The following is a 22,494-nucleotide window of genomic DNA, read 5'->3' as shown; positions in this document are numbered from 1 at the left end:
AGCGAAGCGAAGCAATCCAAAATTTCCGCGGAGGCAGTCTGGATTGCTTCGTCGCTTCGCTCCTCGCAATGACGATTAGCCAAACCGCCTTCTACGCCATTCGATCAGCTTGGCGCTGACCTCTTCCGGCTTCTCCTGCTGCGTCCAATGGCCGCTGTCCTTCACCAGATACTTCTCGAGATCGCCGATCAGCTTCTCCATGCCGTCGGCCGCCGAGGGCGGCAGCACGGCATCGTTCTCCGCCATGATCATCAACGACGGCACATGGATGTGATGATCCAGTCCCTTCGACCGCTCCCAGTTGCGTGTGAAGTTTCGATACCAGTTGATGCCGCCGGTGAAGCCGGTCTTCGTGAACGTGTCGACGAACACCTTCTTCTCATCGGCCGACAGGATCGGCGTGCGCGGATCGACCTTGGCGTCATAGGCCGCGATCATCTGCGGGAAGGCAAGATTAGTCTTGGACGAAGCGCCGACGCCTGCAATCGGCGGCTCGTCGGACTTCGCCGCCGGCCGCGGCATCGGCTTGCGCATGAAGGCGTCGAATGTCTGCTCGACGCGGCTGCCGAAGATTCTGTCCGGCTCGCGCGCGGGATCCTGGAACTGCACGATGTACATCTGGTCGCCGAAGCGCTGGCGGAACAGCGCAATGGGGTCGATCGGCGCGCGGTCCCAATGCGGGGTGTTGACGCCGACGACACCGGCGACGCGCGAGGGGTGCCGCAGCGGCATCTGCCAGACCACGAAGCCGCCCCAGTCGTGGCCGACGAAGATCGCCTTGTCGATCCCGAGATGATCGAGCAACCCGACGAGATCGCCGGTCAGATGCTCCATGTCGTAATCCTCGACCACCTCGGGCCGGTCGGTCGCGCCATAGCCGCGCTGGTCCGGCGCGATCACGCGAATGCCGGCCTCGCTCAACGCCTTGATCTGGTGGCGCCAGGAGAAGGCGAGCTCGGGCCAGCCGTGACACAGCACGATCGGAGGCTTGTCGTCGGCCGGGCCTGCCTCGTAATAGCCCATGCGGATTCCGTTCGTCGTCGCGAACTTGAGCGGCGGCATTTCGATCATTGAGACATTCCTATTCGGCAGCGCCCTTGATTTCCGCCACCGGCGGCGCGTAGGCCGCCTCCAGCGCGGCAAACTCTTCCGGCAGCATGTCGCACATCACCTGCACATGCGGAATGATGTTGGCGCCCACGATGAAGCCGAAATCGAGCTGATCGCGGTAGCTCTGCACGGTGATGTTGAGCGCCTGCCCGTGCGTCGAGATCGACACCGGGAAGATGTGCAATAGCTCCGCGCCGGCCGCATAAAGCGTCTGGCGCGGCCCCGGCACGTTGGACACGGTGATGTTGGCGGCCGGTGGCAGCACGTCCGACAGGTTCGAGCGGCTGTAGAGCAGCGCCAGGATCTGCACCATCATCGGCGCGCCCAGCATCGAGATGTTGGAGACCTGGGGCATCAGCGCACGCAGGGGATGCGACATCTCCTTCGACTTGGTCGATTGCGCGATGATGGCCTCCAGCCGCGCCTTGGGATCGTCGATGTTGGTCGCGATCGCGCAGATCATGCCGAACACCTGGTTGTTGGCCTCGGTGTTGCCCTCCTCGCGCAGCGAGATCGGAACCGCCGCCGTCAACGATTTCGCGGGCAGCGTGCCATATTGCTGGAGGTAGCGCCGGACCACGCCGGAGGCTAGCGCCAGCACGACGTCGTTGAGCTTGCCGCCGGCCTGCTTGGCCAGAGCCTTCGCCCGCGACAGCGGGATCGATACACCGGCGAAGCTCCGCTCAGAGGAGATGGTCTTGTTGAGCATGGTCGGCGGCGACACCATGCTGGCGAGACTCTCGCGCGATTTGGGATCGGCGACCTTGCCGAGTACGTCAGACACGCTCTTGAGCACGGTCGGAATGTTGCCGGCGAAGCGCACCGCGCTCTCGATCTGGTACATCGCGTTGTCGAACAGGATCGAGCCGATGTCGCTCTTGCCGGTGCGCGGCAGTTGCAGGTTCTTGGCGGCCGCCGAAGCATCGAGCGGCTGGGTGAAGAGCTGCTGATAGGAATCGAGCAGGTTGGCGGCGATGTCGCGCGGCTCCTGTCCGGACTTGGTGCCTGCCGCCGGCGGCTCGACCTTCCGCGGGATCGGCGAGATATCGTAGATCATGTTGGTGAGTGCCGCACCGGCGCCTCCGTCGATGGCCGCATGGTGCATTTTGGAATAGAGCCCGACCTCGTTGTCCTTCATGCCCTCGAACACGTAGAATTCCCAGAGCGGGCGCGCGCGGTTCAGCAGCTTGGCGTGCATCCAGCCGACGATGCGTTCGAGCGTGGCGCGGTCGCGCGGCTGAGGCAGGCTGGCGCGGAAGATATGGCGGTCGATGTCGAATTGATCGTCCTCGACCCAGGAGGGATGATCGATGTCGAGCGGCGCCTTCTCCAGGCGTGCCTTGAGGATCGGCGCGATGTGCAGGCGCGAGACGATCATCGCCTTGAAGTCTTCGAAGAAGTCGCCCTTGTAGTCGTCGGGCAGGCGAAAGATCGCCATGCTCCCGACATGCATCGGCATCTCCGGCGTTTCCAGATAGAGAAACGACGCGTCCAGCGACGACAGCTTCTTACCGTCAGCCATGGTTCCCTCCCGCAAAATTGACGGGCGCCTTGCCGGCGCTTCTCGTCAGGCCGATATTGCCTGTTCCGGCGGGGCATATGCAATGGCAAACGGCCCTGCCCGGTCAAATGGCGAGAATTCCCCTTCCGGTTGCGCCAGGCGGTCGGCCACGGCCCACAGCGCCGCGGGGTTAACACCGAGCCCGAGATGGCTCGCCAGGTGAATTTCGATGTTCTCGGCGCGGTCTGACGGACGCAGCAAGCAGGTCCGCCAGTTCACGACACCATCGGCCCGCGAATAGATCGACGTCGCCGGCACCGGCAGATCGCCGGCGATCGCCTCGCGCAGTTCGGCGAAATCCTCGACCCGCTCGCCGGACAGCGCCTCGTAGAGCCGCGTGGCGTTGGTCGCACGCACGTCGTTGGCAAACGGACTGCCGAGCGTGACGACATAGCGGACCATGTCGGGCGCCTGGAGCGCGAGATCGCGGGCATAGACGCCACCCAGGCTCCATCCCACCAGGCTGACCTTGTGTCCGCTTGCAGCGTGGATTTCGGCCAGACGCGCGCGCAGCGACTCCCGCATCCGGCCGAGACCGCCGAGATTGCGGCCCATCCGCCAGGCATGTGCCTCGTAGCCGAGTTCGCCGAGGTAGCGCCGCATCGGCGCCATCGAGAGGTCACTGGCGAGAAAGCCCGGCAGCGCCAGCACCGGATGACCGTCGCCCCTGGGCGCGCGCATCAGGACCGGCGACAGCAGCAGGCTCGCATTGAATTCGAACAGGCCGCGCGCTTCTGCAAGCAACAGGGCGAGGCCCGGCGGACGAAGTCCGCCCGGCGCCTCCCGCCCGTCCGGCCCGGACGACATTATTTCTTCTTGTCGCTGCTGCGCGTGCCGCCAAGGCCCGCCATCGTAACGAACATGTCCTGAAACCGCTCGGCGATCTTGGGATCGAAAGTGAACCAGCTCTGGATCAGCGATTCCGGCGAGACCTTGTCGATATTGGACATCATCTGCTGCTGCAGCTTGTCCATCACGGCGGTCTGCATCGGCATCACGTCGGGCAGTCCGAAGAACTGGCGGGCCTCGAGGGGGGTGCAGTCGATTTCGATATTAACTTTCATGTCCCCTCCAGATGAGATTCGAGTGGCCTGGCGGAGTATCGCCGCGACACGGTGTGCAACGCAAGCGACCTGAGGCGGACGGCAGGGCGCCGGCTTCCACAATCGAGGGGTATGGTCAATCAAACCCCTTGGCGAAGCCCCCGCGACGAAGGCGTCACCGCACCGACCGATCCGGCGAATTCACAGGTCGAAAGTCGAATTTCTCCCACGAAGCTTTCACCCCCAAATTGCTGGTCAGCATTGCTGCACAGCGGTGCAACTTGGCGCGTTCCTTGCTGGAATGGCGCTTGCGCGGGCCGAGAACTCTGGGCAACATGGATCGATCAGCCGGCCGAACAATCAAAAATCACCGGCATGGCGGTGTGGAGAGGGTCAAGAATGTCTGTCAGTCGAAGTCTGTTTGCGGCGACGCTCGCCGGTATGCTTGCGTTGACGGTCTCGCCGGCGTCGAGCCAGACGCTGCGCTATGCCAACCAGGGTGACCTGAAGTCGCTTGACCCCTACTCGCTGAACGAGTCCACCACCCACGCCCATCTCGGTCACGTCTATCAGGGCCTGACCGCGCGCGACAAGGATCTCAAGATCATCCCGGCGCTGGCGGAAAGCTGGGAGACGCCGGAGCCGACCCGCTGGCGCTTCCATCTGCGCAAGGGCGTCAAATTCCACAATGGAGATCCCTTCACCGCCGACGACGTCGTGTTCTCCGCCGACCGGGTGCGCAACAAGAATTCCAATATGCAGACCCGCCTCGCGGCCGACGTCAAGGTCGTCAAGGTCGACGATTACACGGTCGACTTCATCCTGCCCTCGCCCAATCCCATCCTGCATTCGGCATGGGACGTCTGGTACATCATGGACAAGAAGTGGGCCGAGGCGAACAACGCCGTCGAGCCGACGCCCGTGTCCGCGACCTCGCCGAGCTACGCGGCGCTGCACGAGAACGGCACGGGTCCCTTCATCATCGAGAGCCACCAACCCGGCGTGAAGACCGTGTTCAAGGCCAACCCCAATTACTGGGGCAAGATGGAAGGCAATTTGAAGGAGATCATCTTCACCCCGATCGCCTCCGACGCTACCCGCGTCGCCGCGCTGCTCTCGGGCGAGGTCGACGTCATCGAGCCGGTACCGATCCAGGATATCACCCGCGTCGATTCGAGCCCGAATGCGCAGGTGCTGAAGGCGCCGGAGCTGCGCACCATCTTTATCGGCTTCGACCAGACCCGCGACGAACTGCTCTATTCCAACCTCAAGGGCAAGAACCCGTTCAAGGACGCCCGCGTCCGCGAAGCCTTCTACAAGGGGATCGACATCGAGCTGATCAAGACGCGCGTGATGCGCGGGCTGTCGACGCCGTCGGCGCTGATGATCGCCCCGGAGTTGTTCGCGCTCTCAAAGGACTTCACGCGGCCGAAATTCGATCCTGACGGCGCCAAGAAGCTCCTGGCCGAGGCCGGTTACCCCGACGGCTTCGAGGTCACCATGGACTGTCCGAACGATCGCTACGTCAACGATGCCGCGATCTGCCAGGCCGTGGTCGGCATGCTTGCCCGCATTGGCGTCAAGATCAATCTGCTGGCCCAGCCCAAGGCGCAGTATTTCGCCAAGGTGCTGAAACAGGGCGGCTACCAGACCTCGTTCTACATGCTGGGCTGGACGCCGAGCACGATGGACTCCCATAACGTGCTCTATGACATCATGGGCTGCCGCACCGATGCGAAATCCTCGCGCGGCGAGGCCAATCTCGGCGGTTACTGCAACAAGGATTTCGACGCGATCACCGACAAGGTTCTGGTCGAAACCGACACCGCCAAGCGCAATCAGCTGATCAAGCAGGCCTACGAGATCAGCATCAAGGACTGGGCGTACATCCCACTGCACCAGCAGGCTCTGGCCTGGGGCGTTTCCAAGAAGGTGAACCTGCCGCAGCGTGCGGACAACCTCGTAATGTTCCACTGGGCCACGAAGAAGGACTAACGTCGTTTGAACACAGGGTCCCGGCGGCATCAGGCTTCCGGGACCTTGCCTTTTCCGGGCGGCAACGACGTCGACCGGACGCTCCGCTAAGGAAGTGGAAGGAATGCTCGCTTTCACACTTCGCCGTGCCGTGCAGGCGATCGGCGTCATGTTCGCCGTCGGCATCATCGCGTTCTCGATGTTCCGTTTCGCCGGCGACCCCATCAACCAGATCGTCTCGCTGGATACGCCTGCGGCCGAGCGCGAAGCCGTGCGCAAATCGCTCGGCCTCGACGATCCCGTGCCGGTGCAGTTCATCCGCTATTTCGGCGATGCCGCGCAATTCAAGTTCGGCGTCTCCTATCAGTTTCGCCAGCCGGTCTCGGCACTGTTGATGGAGCGCCTGCCCGCAACGCTGGAACTTGCGATCTGCGCGACCGTATTTGCGATGGTCTGCGGCATCCTGATGGGCGTGTACTCGGCGCTGCGGCGCGACACCGTGCTCGCCAAGTTGTTCCAGGCGGTTTCGCTTGTAGGCATCTCGCTGCCGACCTTCCTGATTGGCATCCTGCTGATCTATCTGTTCGCCGTGACATTGGGCTGGTTGCCCTCGTTCGGCCGCGGCGAGGTGGTCAAGCTCGGCTGGTGGACGACAGGCCTGCTCACGCTGTCGGGGCTGAAGGCATTGATCATGCCCTCAATCACCCTCGGCCTGTTCCAGATGACCCTGATCATGCGGCTGGTCCGCGCGGAAATGCTTGAAGTGCTGCGAACCGACTATATCCGCTTCGCCCGCGCCCGCGGACTGACCACCCGTGCCATCCATTTCGGCCACGCGCTGAAGAACACGCTGATCCCCGTGATTACGGTGGCCGGACTCCAGTTTGGCTCGGTTATTGCATTTTCGATCATCACCGAGACCGTGTTCCAGTGGCCGGGGATGGGTCTCCTGTTCGTGCAGGCCGTGCAGAACGTCGATATCCCGATCATGGCCGCCTACCTGCTGATGGTCTCGCTAATCTTCGTCACCATCAATCTGGTGGTCGACATCCTCTACACTGTGGTCGATCCGCGCCTGCGCGCGACCGTCGGCCGCGCTACATAAGGCTCTTGCATGTCCGACGCCGTCGCCTCCAATTCCGACAAGCAGAGCGCGCCGCCCGCGCATGCCGGTCGCAGCTGGCTCAGCCGCGCCCTCGACAGCGACATTTTCTATTCGTTCCGCCGTTCCAAGCTGACCATGGTGGCGGCCGCCATCACCGTGCTGCTCTTTCTGCTCGCGATTTTTGCATCCGTTCTTGCGGTGCAGAACCCGTTCGATCCGGCGCAGCTCCAGTTGATGAACTCGCGCATCTCACCGCTCTGGACCGCCGACGGCCAAAGCCCGTTCCTGCTCGGCACCGACGAGCAGGGCCGCGACGTGTTCTCAGCCATTCTCTACGGCATGCGCATCTCGCTCGCGGTCGGCGTGGCCGGCGTGATCTTCGCCGGCGCGCTTGGGATCGTGCTCGGCCTGATCGCCGGCTATTTCGGTGGCGCGATCGATGGCGTAATCATGCGGATCGCCGACGTGCAACTGACCTTTCCCGCCATTCTGATCGCGCTGCTGGTCAACGGCATCGCGAAATCGATCCTCGGCAACCGCCTGGATGCCACCAGCATGCTGGTGGTGCTGGTGATCTCGATCGGCCTCAGTTTCTGGGTCGGGTATGCAAGGACGGTGCGCGGCTCCGTGATGGTCGAGAAGAACAAGGACTATGTGGCCGCCGCGCAGCTGATCGGCCTGCCTGCGTCGAAGATCATGCTGCGGCACGTGCTGCCGAACACGATGGGCCCGATCCTGGTCATCGCCACCATCAACCTCGCGCTGGCGATCATCACCGAGGCGACGCTCTCGTTCCTCGGCGTCGGCCTGCCCGACACCATGCCCTCGCTCGGCACGCTGATCCGCATCGGCAACAATTATCTGTTTGCAGGCGAATGGTGGATCGTCGCTTTCCCCGGCATCGCGCTGGCGGGGCTGATCCTGTCGATCAACCTGCTCGGCGACTGGCTGCGCGACGCGCTCAACCCAAAGCTCCGATGAGCAGAATTTCGACAAGAGCGCCTCACTCATGACCGAGCCCATCCTGTCCGTCCGCAACCTTCAGGTGGAGTTCGCCTCCCGCCGCGGCACGTTGCGCGCCATTGACGGCGTCTCCTTCGATATCGCCAAGGGCGAGGTGCTGGGGGTGGTCGGCGAATCCGGCGCCGGCAAGTCCGTCACCGGCCTTGCCGTGATCGGCCTGATCGACCCGCCCGGCCGCATCGCCGGCGGCGAGATTCATCTCGCCGGGCTGCGCATCGACAATCTGCCGCCCGAGGAGATGCGCCGCATCCGTGGAAAACGGATCGGCATGATCTTCCAGGACCCCCTCACCTCGCTCAATCCACTCTACCGGGTCGGCGACCAGATCGTCGAGACGATCAGAACTCACCTGAACCTGTCCGAGACGGCTGCCCGCCGCCGCGCCATCGACCTGCTCGCCGAGGTCGGCATTCCCGCGCCGGAAAAGCGCATCGACGGCTATCCGCACGAATTCTCCGGCGGCATGCGCCAGCGCGTTGTGATTGCGCTCGCCATCTGCGCCGAGCCGGAGCTAATCATCGCAGACGAGCCGACCACCGCGCTCGACGTCTCCGTGCAGGCGCAGATCATCTCGCTGATCAAGCGGCTCGGACGCGACCACGGCACCGCCGTGATGCTGGTGACGCACGACATGGGCGTGATCGCGGAGACCTCCGACCGCGTCGCCGTGATGTATGCCGGCCGTGTCGCCGAGATCGGTCCGGTCCAGGATGTCGTGAAGAATCCGCTGCATCCCTATGCCAAGGGCTTGATGGGCGCGATCCCGACGCTTGCCGGCGACGACAAGCGCCTCATGCAGATTCCCGGCTCGATGCCGCGCCTATCGGCGATCCCGCGCGGCTGCTCGTTCAATCCGCGCTGCGAACGTGCCTTCGACCGCTGCCGAGTCGATCGGCCCGAGCCGCTTCCGCGCGGCACGCAATCGGTCGCCTGCCACCTGTATGACGACGTGCCGGCGGAGAGCGCGGCATGAGCGCTCCCTTCGTCCAGGCCACAAATCTGCGCCGGGTGTTCGACGTTTCAAAACCCTGGCTCAACCGCATGCTCGAAGGCGGACATCTCGAATATCTCAAGGCGGTCGATCACGTCACCTTCGACATCAGGAAGGGCGAGACGTTTGCGCTGGTCGGCGAATCCGGTTCGGGCAAGACCACCGTGGCGCGGATGGTCGTCGGCCTGCTGCCGCCAAGCGCCGGCGACGTCCTGATCGACGGCGTCTCGATGACAGATCCGCGGCAGGCGCCTGCGCGGCGGAAGCTGCGCCGACGCATCCAGATGATCTTCCAGGATCCCTATGCGAGCCTGAACCCGCGCTTTCGGGTGGATGCCATCATCTCCGAGCCGATCCGCGCCTTCGACCTGATCCAGGGCGAGCGAGACATCCAGGCCCGCGTCGGAGAGTTGCTCAGCCTGGTCGGCCTGCATCCCGATGACCGGCTGAAGTTTCCGCACGAATTCTCCGGCGGCCAGCGCCAGCGCATCGCGATTGCTCGGGCGCTTGCATCGGATGCCGAGTTCATCGTCTGCGACGAGCCGACCTCAGCGCTCGACGTCTCCGTGCAGGCGCAGATCCTGAATCTGATGCGCGACCTCCAGGACAAGTTCGGCCTGACCTACATGTTCATCAGCCACAACCTCGCCGTGGTCCGCCACATGGCGAGCCGCGTGGGCGTCATGTATCTCGGCCGTATCGTCGAGATCGCGGAAAGCAAGGAATTGTTCGCCCGTCCGCGCATGCCCTACACCAAGATGTTATTGGGCGCCGTGCCTGACCTCGCCATGAGCGGCCGCCAACGCATTCCGGTGAAGGGCGAGATCCCGAACCCGATCAATCCGCCCCCCGGCTGCGCCTTCAATCCGCGCTGCCCGCTGGCGTTCGATCTCTGCCGTAAGGAAGTCCCGGAACTGATCGACGGCGTCGCCTGTCACGCGGTGAACACCGCGCCGGTCCCGGCGTGACGCACGCGTGCCATGCGGCCTGTGCATTTGGCATCCCAGCACGGCCTGTGATCAATTGCGCGCACCGCAAATGAGGTAACCATGGCCAGCAACGTCAATCCCGATCCCTTCACGACGCGCCCCGAGATCGAGGGCACGTTCGGTGTCGTCGCCACCACGCACTGGATCGCGACCGCCGTCGGCATGGCCATCCTCGAAAAGGGTGGCAACGCTTTCGACGCCGGCGTTGCCGCCGCCTTCACGCTCCAGGTGGTCGAACCGCATCTCAACGGCCCCGGCGGCGACGTGCCTGTGATCGTCCACGACGTCAAGCGCGGCCGCACCGAAGTGATCTGCGGCCAGGGCCCGGCACCGGCGCGCGCCACCATCGCGCATTACAAGAGCGAAGGTCTCGACATGGTGCCGGGCACCGGCCTGCTCGCGGCCTGCGTCCCCGGCACATTTGAATCCTGGATGATGCTGCTGCGCGATTACGGCACGATGCGCGTGCGCGACGTGCTGGAGCCCGCGATCTCATACGCACGCGACGGCTACCCGCTGGTCGAGCGCGCCTGCGCCACGATCCAGACCGTCGAACAATTGTTCCGCAAGCATTGGCCGACCTCAGCCGCGGTCTATCTTCCGAATGGCGAAGTGCCGAAGCCCGGCACGCTCTTCACCAACAAGACACTGGCTGCGACCTACGCGCGCATTCTCAGCGGGGCCGAGAGCGGCGGCGGTGGCCGCGACGCCGAGATCGAGCGCGCGCGCAAAGCCTGGTCGCAAGGTTTTGTCGCGGAAGCCATCGACAAGTTCTGCCGGACGCAAGAGGTCATGGACGTCAGCGGCTCGCCGCATCGCGGCGTGCTTTCCGCCGACGACATGGCGCGCTGGCAACCGACGGTCGAGACGCCGCTCACCTACGATTACGGCCGCTACACGGTCTGCAAGGCCGGGGTCTGGAGCCAGGGCCCCGTCACGCTGCAGCAGCTCGCGCTGCTGAAGGGCTTTGCGCTCGACGGGCTCGACCCGACCGGGCCCGAGTTCATCCACCTCCAGATCGAATGCGCCAAGCTCGCCTTTGCCGACCGTGAGAAATTCTACGGTGATCCCAAATTCAGCGAGATCCCGATCGCGACGCTGCTATCGGACGCCTACAACGACGAGCGCCGCAAGCTGGTGACCGAGAAGGCTTCGCTCGATCTGCGGCCCGGCGCGATCGAAGGCTTTGGCGGCGTCGTCAAGCTGCGCCGCGCCGAAGGCCAACGCGAGGCCGTTGGCGCGCTAGGCGCCGGTGAGCCGACCGTGGGGCGCTTCGGCGAGGTGCGCGGCGACACCGTGCATTTCGATATCATCGACAAAGCCGGCAACATGGTGTCCTCGACGCCTTCAGGAGGCTGGCTGCAATCCTCGCCTGTCATTCCGGAACTGGGATTCTGCCTTGGTAGCCGCGCCCAAATGTTCGATTTGGAGGAGAACCAACCCGGTTCGCTCGCACCGGGCAAGCGGCCACGCACCACGCTGTCGCCGACCATGGCGCTGCGCGACGGCGAGCCTTATCTCGCCTGGGGCTCGCCCGGCGGCGACCAGCAGGATCAGTGGATCACGCAGTTCTTCCTGCGCCACGTCCATTGCAATCTCAATCTTCAGGAATCCATCGACGCGCCGGCCTGGCACTCCGAACATTTCCCGATCTCGTTCTGGCCCCGGACAGCGCGCCCCGGCGTGCTCGTGGTGGAGAACCGCGTGCCGAAGGCGACGATCGAGAATCTTCGCGAGCGCGGACACATCGTCGAGGTCGGACCGGACTGGTCCGAAGGACGCCTCACCGCTGCCTCGCGCGTCGGCGTGCGGCGTCGCGCCGCCGCCAATCCGCGCGGTATGCAGGGCTACGCCGCCGGACGCTGATGGGTAGAACATGACCTGGTCGATCATCGCGCGAGACCCTGACACCGGCCAGTTCGGCATCGCGGTCGCGACCCGCTTCTTCGCCGTCGGCGCACGCGTACCGTACATCGCGGCCGGCGTCGGCGCCATCGCGACCCAGGCCTTCGTCAATCCCTATTACGGCATCGACGGCGTCAAGCTGCTGCGGGAAGGCCTGAATGTGCATGACGTTCTCGCCGCACTGCTCGCCACCGACGATGGCCGCGAGAGCCGGCAGGTCCACATCATGGATGCGAGCGGCGAGATCGCCGCACATACCGGGCGCGACTGCGTCGACTGGTGCGGGCACGTCGCAGGCAGCGGCTTTTCGATCGCCGGCAACATGCTCGCTGGCGCCGACGTCCTCGACGAGACCGCGAGGACCTATATCGCCAATGACAGCCTGCCGTTCCCGCGCCGTCTGCTCGCAGCGATGCGCGCGGGCGAAGCCGCCGGCGGCGACAAGCGCGGCAAGCAGTCCGCGGCGCTCCTGATCCACGGCGAGGAGGAATGGCCGGCGCTGGATATCCGCGCCGACGACCATCCCGATCCGCTCGGCGAACTCGAACGGCTCGAGCAAGTCAGCCAGGAGCTCTGGGTGCACTTCCGCCCCTCCATGCCGACGCGACAAAATCCATCCGGCAACACCGATCGCAGCGTCATCGACGCGACCATCGCCGCGGCACGGGCAAGGCAGGCATGATCGTGAGCCCTCTCATCGAGATCACGGATCTGCGTATCCGCTTTCACGGCGACGACGGCCGGATCACCCATGCCGTCGACGGCGTCGATCTCAGTGTCGCCAATGGCGCGACGCTCGGCCTCGTCGGCGAATCCGGCTGCGGCAAGAGCGTGACCTCGCTGGCCATCATGGGCCTTCTGCCGAAGCAGAGCGCGGAGATTTCCGGCGCGATCCGCTTCGACGGTTTCGACCTGCTAAAGACACCGGACCAGATGCTGCGCGACCTCCGCGGCAACCGGCTCGCGATGATCTTCCAGGAGCCGATGACCTCGCTCAACCCGAGCTTCACCATCGGCGACCAGATCATCGAGACCATCTTGCGCCACCGCGGCGGCTCGCGGAAGAGCGCGCGCGAGCGCGCCGTCGAACTGTTGCGGCGCGTCCACATCCCCTCGCCCGAGCGACGCATCGACGAATATCCGCACAAGCTCTCCGGCGGGATGCGCCAGCGCGTGATGATCGCGATGGCGCTGGCCTGCGATCCGCGCCTGCTGATCGCCGATGAGCCGACGACCGCGCTCGACGTCACCCTGCAAGCCCAGATCCTGGAGCTGATGCGCGAGCTGAAGGCGGCAAGCGGCGCCGCCATCATCCTGATCACCCACGATCTCGGCGTCGTCGCCGAGGTCTGCGACGAGGTCGCGGTGATGTATGCCGGCGAGATCGTCGAGCGCGCGCCGGTGGATGAGTTGTTCTCGGCGCCGCAGCATCCTTACACGGTCGGCTTGCTCGGCTCGATCCCGCGGCTCGACCATCGCGCCGAACAGCTCGCAACGATCGAGGGCATGGTGCCGAACATGGCGCAGCCGCCCGACGGCTGCCGCTTCGCCGCACGCTGCCCGTTCGTGCTGGACGCCTGCACCAAGACGCCGCCGCCATTGATCGAAGTCAGCCAAAACCACCTCTCGCGCTGCATCCGCGCGCCGCTCGAACGTCTGGTGTCGTGATGGCGCTGCTCGAGGTCAACGGCCTGGTCAAGCATTTCGTCGCCGAGCGTTCGCTGTTCGGCCGAGCGCTGGCGCATGTCAAGGCGGTCGATGGCGTTTCGTTCTCGCTGGAAGCCGGCAAGACGCTTGCCCTCGTCGGCGAATCCGGTTGCGGTAAATCCACCGTCAGCCGCCTGGTGCTGCGGCTGATCGAGCCGGATGCAGGCACAATCCGTTTCGAAGGCCGCAATCTGCTCTCGCTCGACGCGAGCGCGCTGCGCGCCTTCCGCCGTGAAGCCCAGATCATCTTCCAGGACCCCTACGCCTCGCTCAATCCGCGCATGACGGTCGGCCAGATCCTGACGGAGCCGCTCGCATTGCACGGCCTCGTGCCGGTAGCGCAGCGGCGCGAGCGGGTCGCCGAGCTCCTGCGCCTGGTGGGCCTCGAGCCACGGCTGGCACGGCGATATCCGCACGAATTCTCCGGCGGCCAGCGCCAGCGCATCGCCATCGCCCGCGCACTTGCGGTCGAGCCGAAGCTGATCGTCTGCGACGAGCCGGTCTCGGCGCTCGACGTCTCGATCCGCTCGCAGATCCTCAATTTGCTGCGCGAGCTGCAGGACCGGCTGGGCCTCGCCTACATTTTCGTCTCGCATGACCTCGCCGTGGTCAAGCACATCGCCGACCACGTCGCGGTGATGAATCTCGGCCAGATCGTCGAGACCGCAGAGGCTGATGCGCTGTTCTCAGCACCAAGCCATCCCTATAGCCGGGCGCTTTTGTCGGCGATCCCCGTGCCTAAACCGCAGGCAAAGCGCAGCCGGATTGTGCTGCAGGGAGAGATCCCCAGCGCGCTCAATCCACCGCCGGGATGCCGCTTCCACACCCGCTGCCCCTACGTCGTCGAGCGCTGCCGCACTGAAATGCCGCAGCTGGTGCCGGATGGCATCGGACATGCAACGGCCTGTCACCGAACGTCGGAACTGCCGTCCTCCGCGGCGATCGTCCCGTCCGATGGCGGCTTTTCGCCGGTCCTTGAAAAATTGGTCGCCGCCTTCAGCGGCGGCCCGGAAGCAGTCCGCGGCAGCGGGGTTCATTCATTGGGAACGGACCCTGCATATTCGCAAAACCGAGGTTGAGAGCGATGAGTTTCATGCGTTTGACAATCCTGGCGTCGGCTGTGCTGACGTCGCTCGCGGGCGCGGCCCAGGACCAGGTTCAGGCCCAGACCACGCTTCGCATCGGCATCGCCGAGGACCCCGATATCCTCGATCCCAGCATCGGCCGCACCTATGTCGGCCGCATCGTGTTCTCCGCCTTCTGCGACAAGCTGTTCGACATCGACGAGAAGCTCAACATCGTGCCGCAGCTCGCGCTGTCCCACGAGACCTCGGCCGACGGCAAGGAAATGACGATCAAGCTCCGGCCGGGCGTCAAATTCCACGACGGCGAGCCGCTGGACGCGGAAGCCGCGAAATTCTCGATCGAGCGTCACATGACGCTGCCGACCTCGTTCCGCAAGTCGGAGCTTGCCAGCGTCGACCATGTCGAGGTGGTCGATCCCCTCACCATCAAGCTGGTGCTGAAAACCCCCTACTCGCCGCTGATCGCCCAGCTCACCGACCGCTCCGGCATGATGGTCTCGCCGAAGGCCGCGAAGGAGGCCGGCGACAAATTCGGCCTGCATCCGGTCTGCGCCGGCCCCTACAAGTTCGTCGAGCGCGTGCAGCAGGATCGCATCGTGTTCGAGAAATTCGCCGACTACTGGAACAAGGACAACATCCACATCGATCGCGTGGTGTTCCTGCCGATCGTCGACGCGACGGTGCGGCTCGCCAACTTGAAGTCCGGCGGACTCGATCTGATCGAGCGCGTGCTTGCCACCGACATCAAGGACGTCCGCGCCGATTCCCGCCTCGTGCTCTCCACCGCGCCGGAACTCGGCTATCTCGGCCTGACCGTCAACATCGGCAACGACAAGACCAAGGGGCCGCTGAGCCAGTCGGCGAAAGTCCGCCAGGCGCTCGACCTCTCGATCGATCGCGAAGCCCTCAACCAAGTCGTGTTCAATGGCGAGTTTACGCCGGGCAATCAATGGGTCAGCCCGACGCATCCCTATTACCAGAAGGCGTTCCCGGTCCACGGCCGCGACATCGCCAAGGCCAAGGCGCTGCTGAAGGAAGCCGGCGTCACCTTGCCGGTGACGGTGGATTACATGATTCCCAAGGGCGCGGAGAACGAAGCCGTGGCTCAGGTCGTGCAGTCCATGGCCGCCGAAGCCGGCTTCGACATCAAGATCCGTGCGGTCGAATTCGCGACCACATTCAAGCAGGCCCAGGCCGGCGAGTTCCAGATCTTCCAGATCAACTGGAGCGGCCGCATCGACCCGGACGGCAATTCCTACATCTTCATGCGCAGCAAGGCACCGCAGAATGACGGCGGGTACGCAAATCCGGACGCCGACAAGCTGATGGAAGACGGGCGGGCGACGTCCAATGTCGAAGAGCGCAAGGCGATCTACGCCAAGCTGACAAAAATCCTGCTCGACGATTTGCCGATCATCTACATCTATCACCGCACGCTACTGATCGCACACACGACCAAGCTTCAGGGCTACAAGCAGATGCCGGACGGGCTGGTGCGTGTGGTCGGGTTGAAGTTCAAGTGACGAAGCAGACGATAGGTGCGTGTCCCGGACGCGGCGCAGCGCGCAAGCGCTGCACTGCAGAGCCGGGACCCATAGCGACGGCCCATCGTGATAGATGGGTCCCGGTTCAGCAGCCCAACATTACATGTTGCGCCGCCCCCGGGACACGGGCCTGGCCATGCTGAGGTTCCTTGCCCACCGCATCGCTCAGATCGTGCCGACACTGTTCTTCGTGTCGGTGTTGATCTTCTCGCTCCAGCAATTGCTGCCGGGCGATCCCGCGCTGGTGATGGCGGGCGAGGAGCGCGATCCCGCCGTGATCGAACAGATCCGGCAGCAGTATAAGCTCGATCAGCCGATCCCTGTGCAATATGTGTACTGGCTCAAGGGAGTCCTCACCGGTAACTTCGGCGAGTCCTTGCGCAACAAGATGCCGGTGCGCGAGCTGATCGCGCAAAAATTGCCGGTGACGCTGCAGCTGGGCTCGATGGCGATCCTGATCGCGTTCTTCATCGGCATTCCCGCCGGCATCGTCTCCGCGGTGAAGAAGGGCACGGCCTGGGACTATGGCGCGAACCTGTTTGCGCTGTGGGGGATCTCGACGCCGAATTTCTGGCTCGGGATCCTGCTGATCTTCCTGTTCTCGATCAAGCTCGGCTGGTTGCCGGCCTCAGGCTACGTGCCGCTCACCGAGGACTGGCGCGCGAGCCTTGCTGCCACCATCATGCCGGCCTTCGTGCTCGGCAACGCAATCTCCGCGGTCCTGATGCGGCATACCCGCAGCGCCATGCTTCAGGTGCTGGAGAGCGACTATGTCCGCACCGCGCGCGCAAAGGGGCTCTCCGAACGCTCCGTGATCCTCAAGCATGCCATGCGCAATGCGCTGACGCCCATCATCACGCTCGGCGCGCTGGAGCTCGGCACGCTGCTGTCCGGCGCCGTCCTGACCGAGCAGATCTTCTCCATTCCCGGTTTCGGCAAGCTGATCGTCGACGCCGTCTTCAACCGCGACTACGCGGTGGTGCAGGGCGTCGTGCTGGTCACGGCCACGGTCTACATCACGCTGAACCTCGTCGCCGATATCGCCTATATCCTCGTCAATCCGCGGCTGAGGGGCTAGGCGATGACCGACGCTGCCCTGCCAGCCAGCCCTGCCATCCAGGCCTACGAGCTGGACAGCCCGGCACGCCGCGCCCGACGGCGCCTATTCAAGCGCAAGGCCGCCGTGTTCGGGCTCGTCGTGATCACGGCGTTCATCTTGCTTGCGGCCTTCGCACCGCTCGTCGTGCCCTATGATCCCATCGCGACGAGCTGGAGCCTGGTGCGCAAGCCGCCCACCGCGGCGCACTGGTTCGGTACCGACGAGCTCGGCCGCGACATCCTGAGCCGCGTCGTCTACGGCGCCCGGGCATCGCTGCTCGCGGGTCTGATCTCGGTCGCGATCGCGCTGGGTATCGGCGTGCCGCTCGGCCTTCTCGCCGGCTATCGCGGCGGCTTCGTCGACGCGCTGATCAGCCGGATCACGGACGCGATGCTGGCCTGCCCGTTCCTGATCCTGGCGATCGCGCTGGCGGCATTCCTCGGGCCGAGCCTCGGCAATGCCATGATTGCGATCGGCATCTCCGCAACACCGATCTTCATCCGCCTGACCCGAGGCCAGGTGCTCGTCGTCAAGGCCGAGGATTATGTCGAGGCAGCGCGCGCGCTCGGCAATCCGCCCTGGCGCATTGCGTTCTCGCATATCCTGCCAAACGTCCTGCCCACGCTTCTGGTGCAGGCGACGCTCTCGATCGCCGCCGCGATCATCGCCGAGGCCGCGTTGTCGTTCCTCGGCCTCGGCCAGCAGCCGCCGGCGCCGTCATGGGGCAGCATGCTCAATGCGGCGCAGCGCTTCCTGACCCAGGCGCCGTGGATGGCGATCTGGCCGGGGCTGGCAATCTTCCTCGTGGTGCTGTCGCTCAACCTGCTCGGCGACGGCCTGCGCGACGCGCTCGATCCGAGGCAGCGTTAAATCACCACCTCGCGCAACACCCGGCGGCAATCCATCTCGTATTCCAGATCGACCACCGGCGGCCGGGCAAAATGCCAGGTCAGGCCCGAGCGCAACGCGCCGCGGCGCACCAGTTCGTCGACGAGCGCGTGGTGGAAATCGTGCACGGAATAGGCCTGCACCGCGGTCGTGTCGCTCCAGCCGAAGCCGAAGGCCGCCATCCGAGCCTCCATCTGCGACGTCGTGGTGAAGCGCACCTTCTCCCGCAGCCCCTCCGGGCTGAGGTCGCGATAGCGCACGGTACGCTCGACATAGGTGCCGCTGCCCTCGCGCGCCTCGGCACCGCCAGATATCACGAAGGACGGCCCTTTCGAGCGGGTCGGCCGGGTGAACGAGAACGCATAGAACGACGGCTCGGCCGGCGGATCGATCTCCGGACAGACATTGCTGCGCGCCACCGGGTTGGTGGTGCCGTCGAAGATGCCCCATTCCGACAGCGTCTTTACGTAATGCAGGTTGAACGCGCGAAAACCCTCTTCGCTGAAGGCCGCCGGCGAACGCAGCTCGCAGGCGCAGAACGCCGTCAGCGGCCGCCCTGCGTCCTGGATGAACTTTGCGACCAGCGCAAACCCCTCCGCAAGCGGCACCAGACGGTCGAAGCGAACGCGTTCGATCTCGTAACCGTCATCCGCGACGGCACCTGCCGAATATTGAAACACGGACGGAATGAAGCGGTAATTGCCTGCAGAAAATTCGCGAACCATGACGAACTCCTATTCCAGTTGCATGCGAATGCCGTTGGCGCCGTTGAGCAGGCGCCTCAGGTGAAAGCCGGCCAGGGAATCGTCGGCGTGCATGCCGACCAGTGCGGCGAAGGCCGGCATGGCCGCGACATCACCGGCCTCCATCTTGGCGAAAGCCTCGGAATACAGAGCCGTTTCCGGCGCTTCGAATTTAGCCTGCTGCAGCGGCTCGAACGCGCGCAACGGCTCGCTGCGTCCGCGCAGCATCAGCTCGCCCACGGGGCGGCCTTGAAAATTCTCGGCCGCCTCTGCGATGCTGGCGCTGACGCAGATGCGGGTACCCAGATGCTTGTTGGCGGCCTCCAGCCGTGCCGCAATGTTGATGGAGTCCCCATACGCGGTGTAGTCGAAGAAGCGATTGCCGCCGAAATTGCCGACCAACGCCGGGCCGGCGTGAATGCCGATGCGGGTGGCACCGAAGGTGACGCCGATGGCGCTCTGGCGCGCGCGAAAGCCCTGCGCCCAGGCATCGAGCTCATGGGCGCAGGCGACCGCACGCGTGGCATAATCCGGCTGGTCGCCGGGCGCGTTGAACAGAACCTGGATCGCGTCGCCGATGATCTTCGCGACCGTGCCTTCATGTCCGAAGACGACTTCAGTCATGCCGCCGACATACTCGTTGAGCAGCTTGCCCAACGTCTCGGGCGACGCGGTTTCGACCAACGAAGTGAAGCCAGTGATATCGGTGAAGATGGTGGCGACATCGCGCCATTGAACTTCGATCCCCTCGCCGTCGCTGCCGGCCGCCAGACGCCTGGCAAGCTCGGGCGAGAAATGACGCGATAGCGCCGCATGCGCGCGCTCGGCTTCCGCCTGCCGGCGCCGCACCTCGCGCAGCATCTCGATATGGCGGATGGTCTTCTCGATCGTCGCTTCCAGATCGGCGAAGTCGATTGGCTTGGTCAGGAAGTCGAACGCCCCGCGGTTCATGGCGGTGCGGATGTTGCTCATGTCGCCATAGGCCGAGACGATGATGGTCGACTTCTTGTCCTCGGCCTCCTGGAGTTTCGCGAGCAGCGATAGCCCGTCCATCCGGGGCATGTTGATATCGGAGACCACCATGTCGACTTCGGGATTCTGCTCGAGCAAGGCCAGCGCCTCGACACCGTCGCGGGCGAATATGATGGTGACCTGTCCGTCGCGGATCTGCCTGCGAAACTTTTGCAGGACCAGCGCTTCGAGGTCCGGCTCGTCGTCGACGAAGAGGATGGTCGCGCTCATGCGGCTTGCTCGAGCCTCGTGTCGATCTCCTGTCGCAGGAGCGCGAAGTCGATCGGCTTGGTCAAGAGTCCGACGGCGCCGCGCTCGATCGCCTTGCGTCGCGTCTCGGCGTCGCCATAGGCCGTAATCATGATGACGGGAACGTCCGGATGTGCGGCACGTACTTTCGGCAGCATGTCGAGCCCACTAATGCCGGGCATGTTGATGTCGGACAGGATCAGGATCAACGAGGGATCGCGAACCTCGGCGGCCCGCTTGAGCGCATCGGTTGCAGAGGAGGCGAACTCCATCTGGAAGCGGCCGGCGCGCAGCTCGCGCCGGAACTGCTGCCGGAACAGCGCCTCGACATCGGGCTCGTCGTCGACGACCAGGATGTAAACGTTCACGACTTGCCTCCGGAAATGCCCTCCGCCGCCATCGTGCGCGGCAGGGTGATGATGAACTCGGTGAATACACCTGGTGCGGTGTTCACGTCGATGGTGCCGCCGTGCTGCTTCACGACGATATCGTGGCTCATGGACAGACCGAGCCCGGTGCCCTCGCCGGCCGGCTTGGTGGTGAAGAAGGGATTGAACATCTTCTCCTTCACCTCGGGGGGAATTCCCGTGCCATTGTCGCGGATCCGGATTTCGACCCTGCCGCCCAAGTCCTTGGTTGCCGCGCTCAAGGTCGGCTCGAAGGCCTCACCCTCGCTCTCCTTGCGCTTGGCAGTGGCATAGAAGCCATTCGAGATCAGGTTGAGGAACACCCGCGTCATCTCCTGCGGATGGATGTCGACCATGCCGGCGGCGGGATCGAACGTGCGCTGGAGCGTGACGTTGAAGGACGGACGTTCGGCGCGTGCGCCGTGATAGGCTAAATTGAGGCTCTCCTCCACGATCACATTGATGTCGACGGCCCGATGCTCGCCGGAACCCTCGCGCGAATGCAATAGCATGTTCCTGACGATGGAATCGGCGCGCTTTCCGTGCTGCACCACCTTCTCGAGATTGCTCCTGAGCATGCCGGTCAGCTCGTCGACCTCACCCCTGGTCTTGCCGTCAAGCGCGGCCGATTGCAGGGCCTCCTTGAGCTCGTCGATCAGCTCGGTCGAGACTGCGGAGAAATTGTTGACGAAGTTGAGCGGGTTCTTGATCTCGTGAGCGATGCCGGCGGTGAGCTGGCCGAGCGAGGCGAGCTTCTCGGTCTGGACCAGGCGGTGCTGAGCGGTGCGCAGGTCGTTGAGCGATTGCCGGAGTTCTGCCGTCCGTTGCTCGACCTTCTTTTCCAGGTCCGCATAGGATTCCTGCAAGCGCGCGCCCATGTCGTTGAACTGGTCGGCGAGCCCTTCGAGCTCGTCGCCCGTCCGGATCGAGATGCGCTGGGAGAAGTCGCCACCGCCGATCCGTTCGGCGCCGCTGCGCAGCGCCTGGATCGGCCCGACCATGCGGCGCGCCAGAAATATCCCGGCGAGCACCGCGAAGATGGATGCTGCGAGCAGCACGATCGCGAGCCGCTGCAGCGAGGCGTAGAGCGATGCATAGGCCTCTTCGACCGGGAGCTCAACGAACATGGTCCAGTGCAGCGGCGCGATCGGTGCCGAGGCGGTCAGGACCTTCTGACCCTGGATGTTGCGCGCTTCCTCGAGCGCGTCCGGCATGGCGCCGCCGGCAGCCTGCGCGGCGCGCACCTGCGCGAGCCCGGACATGTCGGTGTTGCGCAGCACGAGACTGATGTCGGGATGCGCGATCAGGCGCCCTTCCGGGCCGACCACATAAGCGTGCCCGTGCTCGCCGACCTTGATCTGCGAAACCACGTCCCAGATCAGCTTGAGATTGACTTCGGCGATGCTGACGCCGGCATCCTTGCGCGCGCCGGCCAAGGCCAGCGTCATATAGGGTTCGGACTCCCTGCGGAAATAAACCGGGCCGTAATAGACCTTGTGCGCGACTGCTTCGGTGAACTTCGGATCGCCCGACAGGTCGATCCCGCTCTCGATCGAGTCCATCGCCAGCCGCGAGACCCGCAGCCGCTCCTTCCCGGATGAATCGACCTGGGCGAGCTCGGTGATGGCAGGCACCTGACGCAGCAGCCGCAGTGCATCGAAGCGGCGCTGCTCGATCGAGCCCGCTGACCACGGCAGTTGTGTGGTCCATCCGAGCTGGCTCTCGATCTCCTTGACGAACTGGCCGATCTTGGCCGCGGCCGCCTCGGCCTGCTCATGCTGGACCCGGATCAGCGAGGCCTTGTGCTCGCGATAGTAGAAAAAGACCTCGAACAGGCCATTGGCCAGCAGCGCAATCGCGACGACCGCGACGAACAGCGCGACGTATTTGGTGAAGAGCCGGGTCGTGATCCCCCGTCTCGCCGCCGCGTCAGCCGGAGCTTGGCTTGGCAGCATGCTGGCTTGCGGCGTGTCCGGATGGAGGGAGAGGCTCATGGAGCGGGAACCTAGCAAGAAGACCGGCTCTTGTCTCTTGGGCGGCAACAAGCTCGAACGGGCCCA

20 protein-coding genes are annotated in these 22,494 nt (G+C 64.5%); 12 read left to right on the top strand and 8 right to left on the bottom strand.

Annotation, left to right across the window (positions count from 1 at the left end; genetic code table 11):
• Nucleotides 1-75: 75 nt before the first annotated feature.
• From C7G42_RS16010 to C7G42_RS15995, 4 genes are read right to left on the bottom strand one after another with little or no spacing between them, the layout of a single operon-like run.
• Nucleotides 76-1,071: an alpha/beta fold hydrolase gene (locus tag C7G42_RS16010; RefSeq protein ID WP_106949932.1), complete on the bottom strand. Its 996-nt coding sequence runs from the start codon at nucleotides 1,069-1,071 to the stop codon at nucleotides 76-78.
• Nucleotides 1,072-1,081: 10 nt separating this feature from the next.
• Nucleotides 1,082-2,632 (bottom strand): WS/DGAT/MGAT family O-acyltransferase, encoded by a 1,551-nt coding sequence (locus tag C7G42_RS16005; protein ID WP_106949931.1) that lies wholly within the window; start codon nucleotides 2,630-2,632, stop codon nucleotides 1,082-1,084.
• 45 nt (nucleotides 2,633-2,677) lie between these two features.
• Nucleotides 2,678-3,478 (bottom strand): alpha/beta hydrolase family protein, encoded by an 801-nt coding sequence (locus C7G42_RS16000; RefSeq protein WP_106949930.1) that lies wholly within the window; start codon nucleotides 3,476-3,478, stop codon nucleotides 2,678-2,680.
• Nucleotides 3,478-3,735: a DUF6489 family protein gene (locus C7G42_RS15995; protein ID WP_094975344.1), complete on the bottom strand. Its 258-nt coding sequence runs from the start codon at nucleotides 3,733-3,735 to the stop codon at nucleotides 3,478-3,480. Before C7G42_RS15995 ends, C7G42_RS16000 begins: the two co-directional genes overlap by 1 nt.
• Nucleotides 3,736-4,113: 378 nt before the next feature.
• Here C7G42_RS15995 and C7G42_RS15990 point away from each other — a divergent pair, with 378 nt between their 5' ends.
• The 12 genes from C7G42_RS15990 (at nucleotide 4,114) to C7G42_RS15935 (ending at nucleotide 18,006) form a co-directional block, all read left to right on the top strand.
• Nucleotides 4,114-5,709 carry an ABC transporter substrate-binding protein gene (locus C7G42_RS15990; RefSeq protein WP_106949929.1) on the top strand — a complete coding sequence of 532 codons (1,596 nt, stop codon included), beginning with the start codon at nucleotides 4,114-4,116 and terminating at the stop codon, nucleotides 5,707-5,709.
• A 103-nt stretch (nucleotides 5,710-5,812) separates the two neighbouring features.
• Complete coding sequence (locus C7G42_RS15985; RefSeq protein ID WP_094975346.1) at nucleotides 5,813-6,793, top strand: ABC transporter permease; 981 nt, start codon at nucleotides 5,813-5,815, stop codon at nucleotides 6,791-6,793.
• A gap of 9 nt (nucleotides 6,794-6,802) precedes the next feature.
• Entirely contained in the window at nucleotides 6,803-7,774 is a 972-nt protein-coding gene (locus tag C7G42_RS15980; RefSeq protein WP_106949928.1) for an ABC transporter permease, read from the top strand.
• A gap of 28 nt (nucleotides 7,775-7,802) precedes the next feature.
• On the top strand, nucleotides 7,803-8,789 hold the full coding sequence (locus tag C7G42_RS15975) for an ABC transporter ATP-binding protein (RefSeq protein ID WP_106949927.1): 987 nt from the start codon (nucleotides 7,803-7,805) through the stop codon (nucleotides 8,787-8,789).
• Nucleotides 8,786-9,775: an ABC transporter ATP-binding protein gene (locus C7G42_RS15970; RefSeq protein WP_106949926.1), complete on the top strand. Its 990-nt coding sequence runs from the start codon at nucleotides 8,786-8,788 to the stop codon at nucleotides 9,773-9,775. The genes C7G42_RS15975 and C7G42_RS15970 overlap by 4 nt, the downstream gene beginning before the upstream one ends.
• 81 nt (nucleotides 9,776-9,856) lie before the next feature.
• Nucleotides 9,857-11,662 carry a gamma-glutamyltransferase family protein gene (locus C7G42_RS15965; RefSeq protein ID WP_106949925.1) on the top strand — a complete coding sequence of 602 codons (1,806 nt, stop codon included), beginning with the start codon at nucleotides 9,857-9,859 and terminating at the stop codon, nucleotides 11,660-11,662.
• A 10-nt stretch (nucleotides 11,663-11,672) separates the two neighbouring features.
• The gene (locus tag C7G42_RS15960) at nucleotides 11,673-12,383 is read left to right on the top strand and encodes a DUF1028 domain-containing protein (protein ID WP_106949924.1); all 711 of its coding nucleotides are present in this window, start codon (nucleotides 11,673-11,675) and stop codon (nucleotides 12,381-12,383) included.
• Complete coding sequence (locus C7G42_RS15955; RefSeq protein WP_106949923.1) at nucleotides 12,380-13,369, top strand: ABC transporter ATP-binding protein; 990 nt, start codon at nucleotides 12,380-12,382, stop codon at nucleotides 13,367-13,369. Before C7G42_RS15960 ends, C7G42_RS15955 begins: the two co-directional genes overlap by 4 nt.
• Complete coding sequence (locus C7G42_RS15950) at nucleotides 13,369-14,487, top strand: ABC transporter ATP-binding protein (protein ID WP_199580936.1); 1,119 nt, start codon at nucleotides 13,369-13,371, stop codon at nucleotides 14,485-14,487. The genes C7G42_RS15955 and C7G42_RS15950 overlap by 1 nt, the downstream gene beginning before the upstream one ends.
• Before the next feature lie 5 nt (nucleotides 14,488-14,492).
• A complete protein-coding gene (locus C7G42_RS15945; RefSeq protein WP_106949921.1) occupies nucleotides 14,493-16,016 on the top strand; it encodes an ABC transporter substrate-binding protein in 1,524 nt (507 codons plus the stop codon).
• A gap of 157 nt (nucleotides 16,017-16,173) precedes the next feature.
• Nucleotides 16,174-17,115, top strand: coding sequence for an ABC transporter permease (locus C7G42_RS15940; RefSeq protein WP_106949920.1), 942 nt, complete (start codon nucleotides 16,174-16,176; stop codon nucleotides 17,113-17,115).
• Between the two features lie 3 nt (nucleotides 17,116-17,118).
• Nucleotides 17,119-18,006, top strand: coding sequence for an ABC transporter permease (locus C7G42_RS15935; protein ID WP_106949919.1), 888 nt, complete (start codon nucleotides 17,119-17,121; stop codon nucleotides 18,004-18,006).
• On the opposite strand, the gene cnbZ is transcribed toward C7G42_RS15935, so the two are convergent.
• Genes cnbZ through C7G42_RS15915 form a run of 4 tightly spaced genes read right to left on the bottom strand, consistent with a single transcriptional unit; the run spans nucleotide 18,003 to nucleotide 22,428 of the window.
• The gene (gene cnbZ / locus C7G42_RS15930; protein ID WP_106949918.1) at nucleotides 18,003-18,749 is read right to left on the bottom strand and encodes a 2-amino-5-chloromuconate deaminase CnbZ; all 747 of its coding nucleotides are present in this window, start codon (nucleotides 18,747-18,749) and stop codon (nucleotides 18,003-18,005) included. The genes C7G42_RS15935 and cnbZ overlap by 4 nt on opposite strands.
• 9 nt (nucleotides 18,750-18,758) lie before the next feature.
• Entirely contained in the window at nucleotides 18,759-20,009 is a 1,251-nt protein-coding gene (locus C7G42_RS15925; protein WP_106949917.1) for an adenylate/guanylate cyclase domain-containing protein, read from the bottom strand.
• Nucleotides 20,006-20,395, bottom strand: a complete 390-nt coding sequence (locus C7G42_RS15920) for a response regulator (RefSeq protein ID WP_106949916.1) — start codon at nucleotides 20,393-20,395, stop codon at nucleotides 20,006-20,008. The genes C7G42_RS15925 and C7G42_RS15920 overlap by 4 nt, the downstream gene beginning before the upstream one ends.
• A complete protein-coding gene (locus tag C7G42_RS15915; protein ID WP_106949915.1) occupies nucleotides 20,392-22,428 on the bottom strand; it encodes a sensor histidine kinase in 2,037 nt (678 codons plus the stop codon). The genes C7G42_RS15920 and C7G42_RS15915 overlap by 4 nt, the downstream gene beginning before the upstream one ends.
• Between the last annotated feature and the right edge of the window lie 66 nt (nucleotides 22,429-22,494).

This window comes from Bradyrhizobium sp. MOS003, from assembly GCF_003020125.1.
In the GTDB taxonomy this organism is placed as follows: Bacteria; Pseudomonadota; Alphaproteobacteria; order Rhizobiales; family Xanthobacteraceae; genus Bradyrhizobium.
The sequence above is the reverse complement of the archived record's forward strand: the minus strand, read 5'-3'. Positions and strand labels throughout refer to the sequence as shown.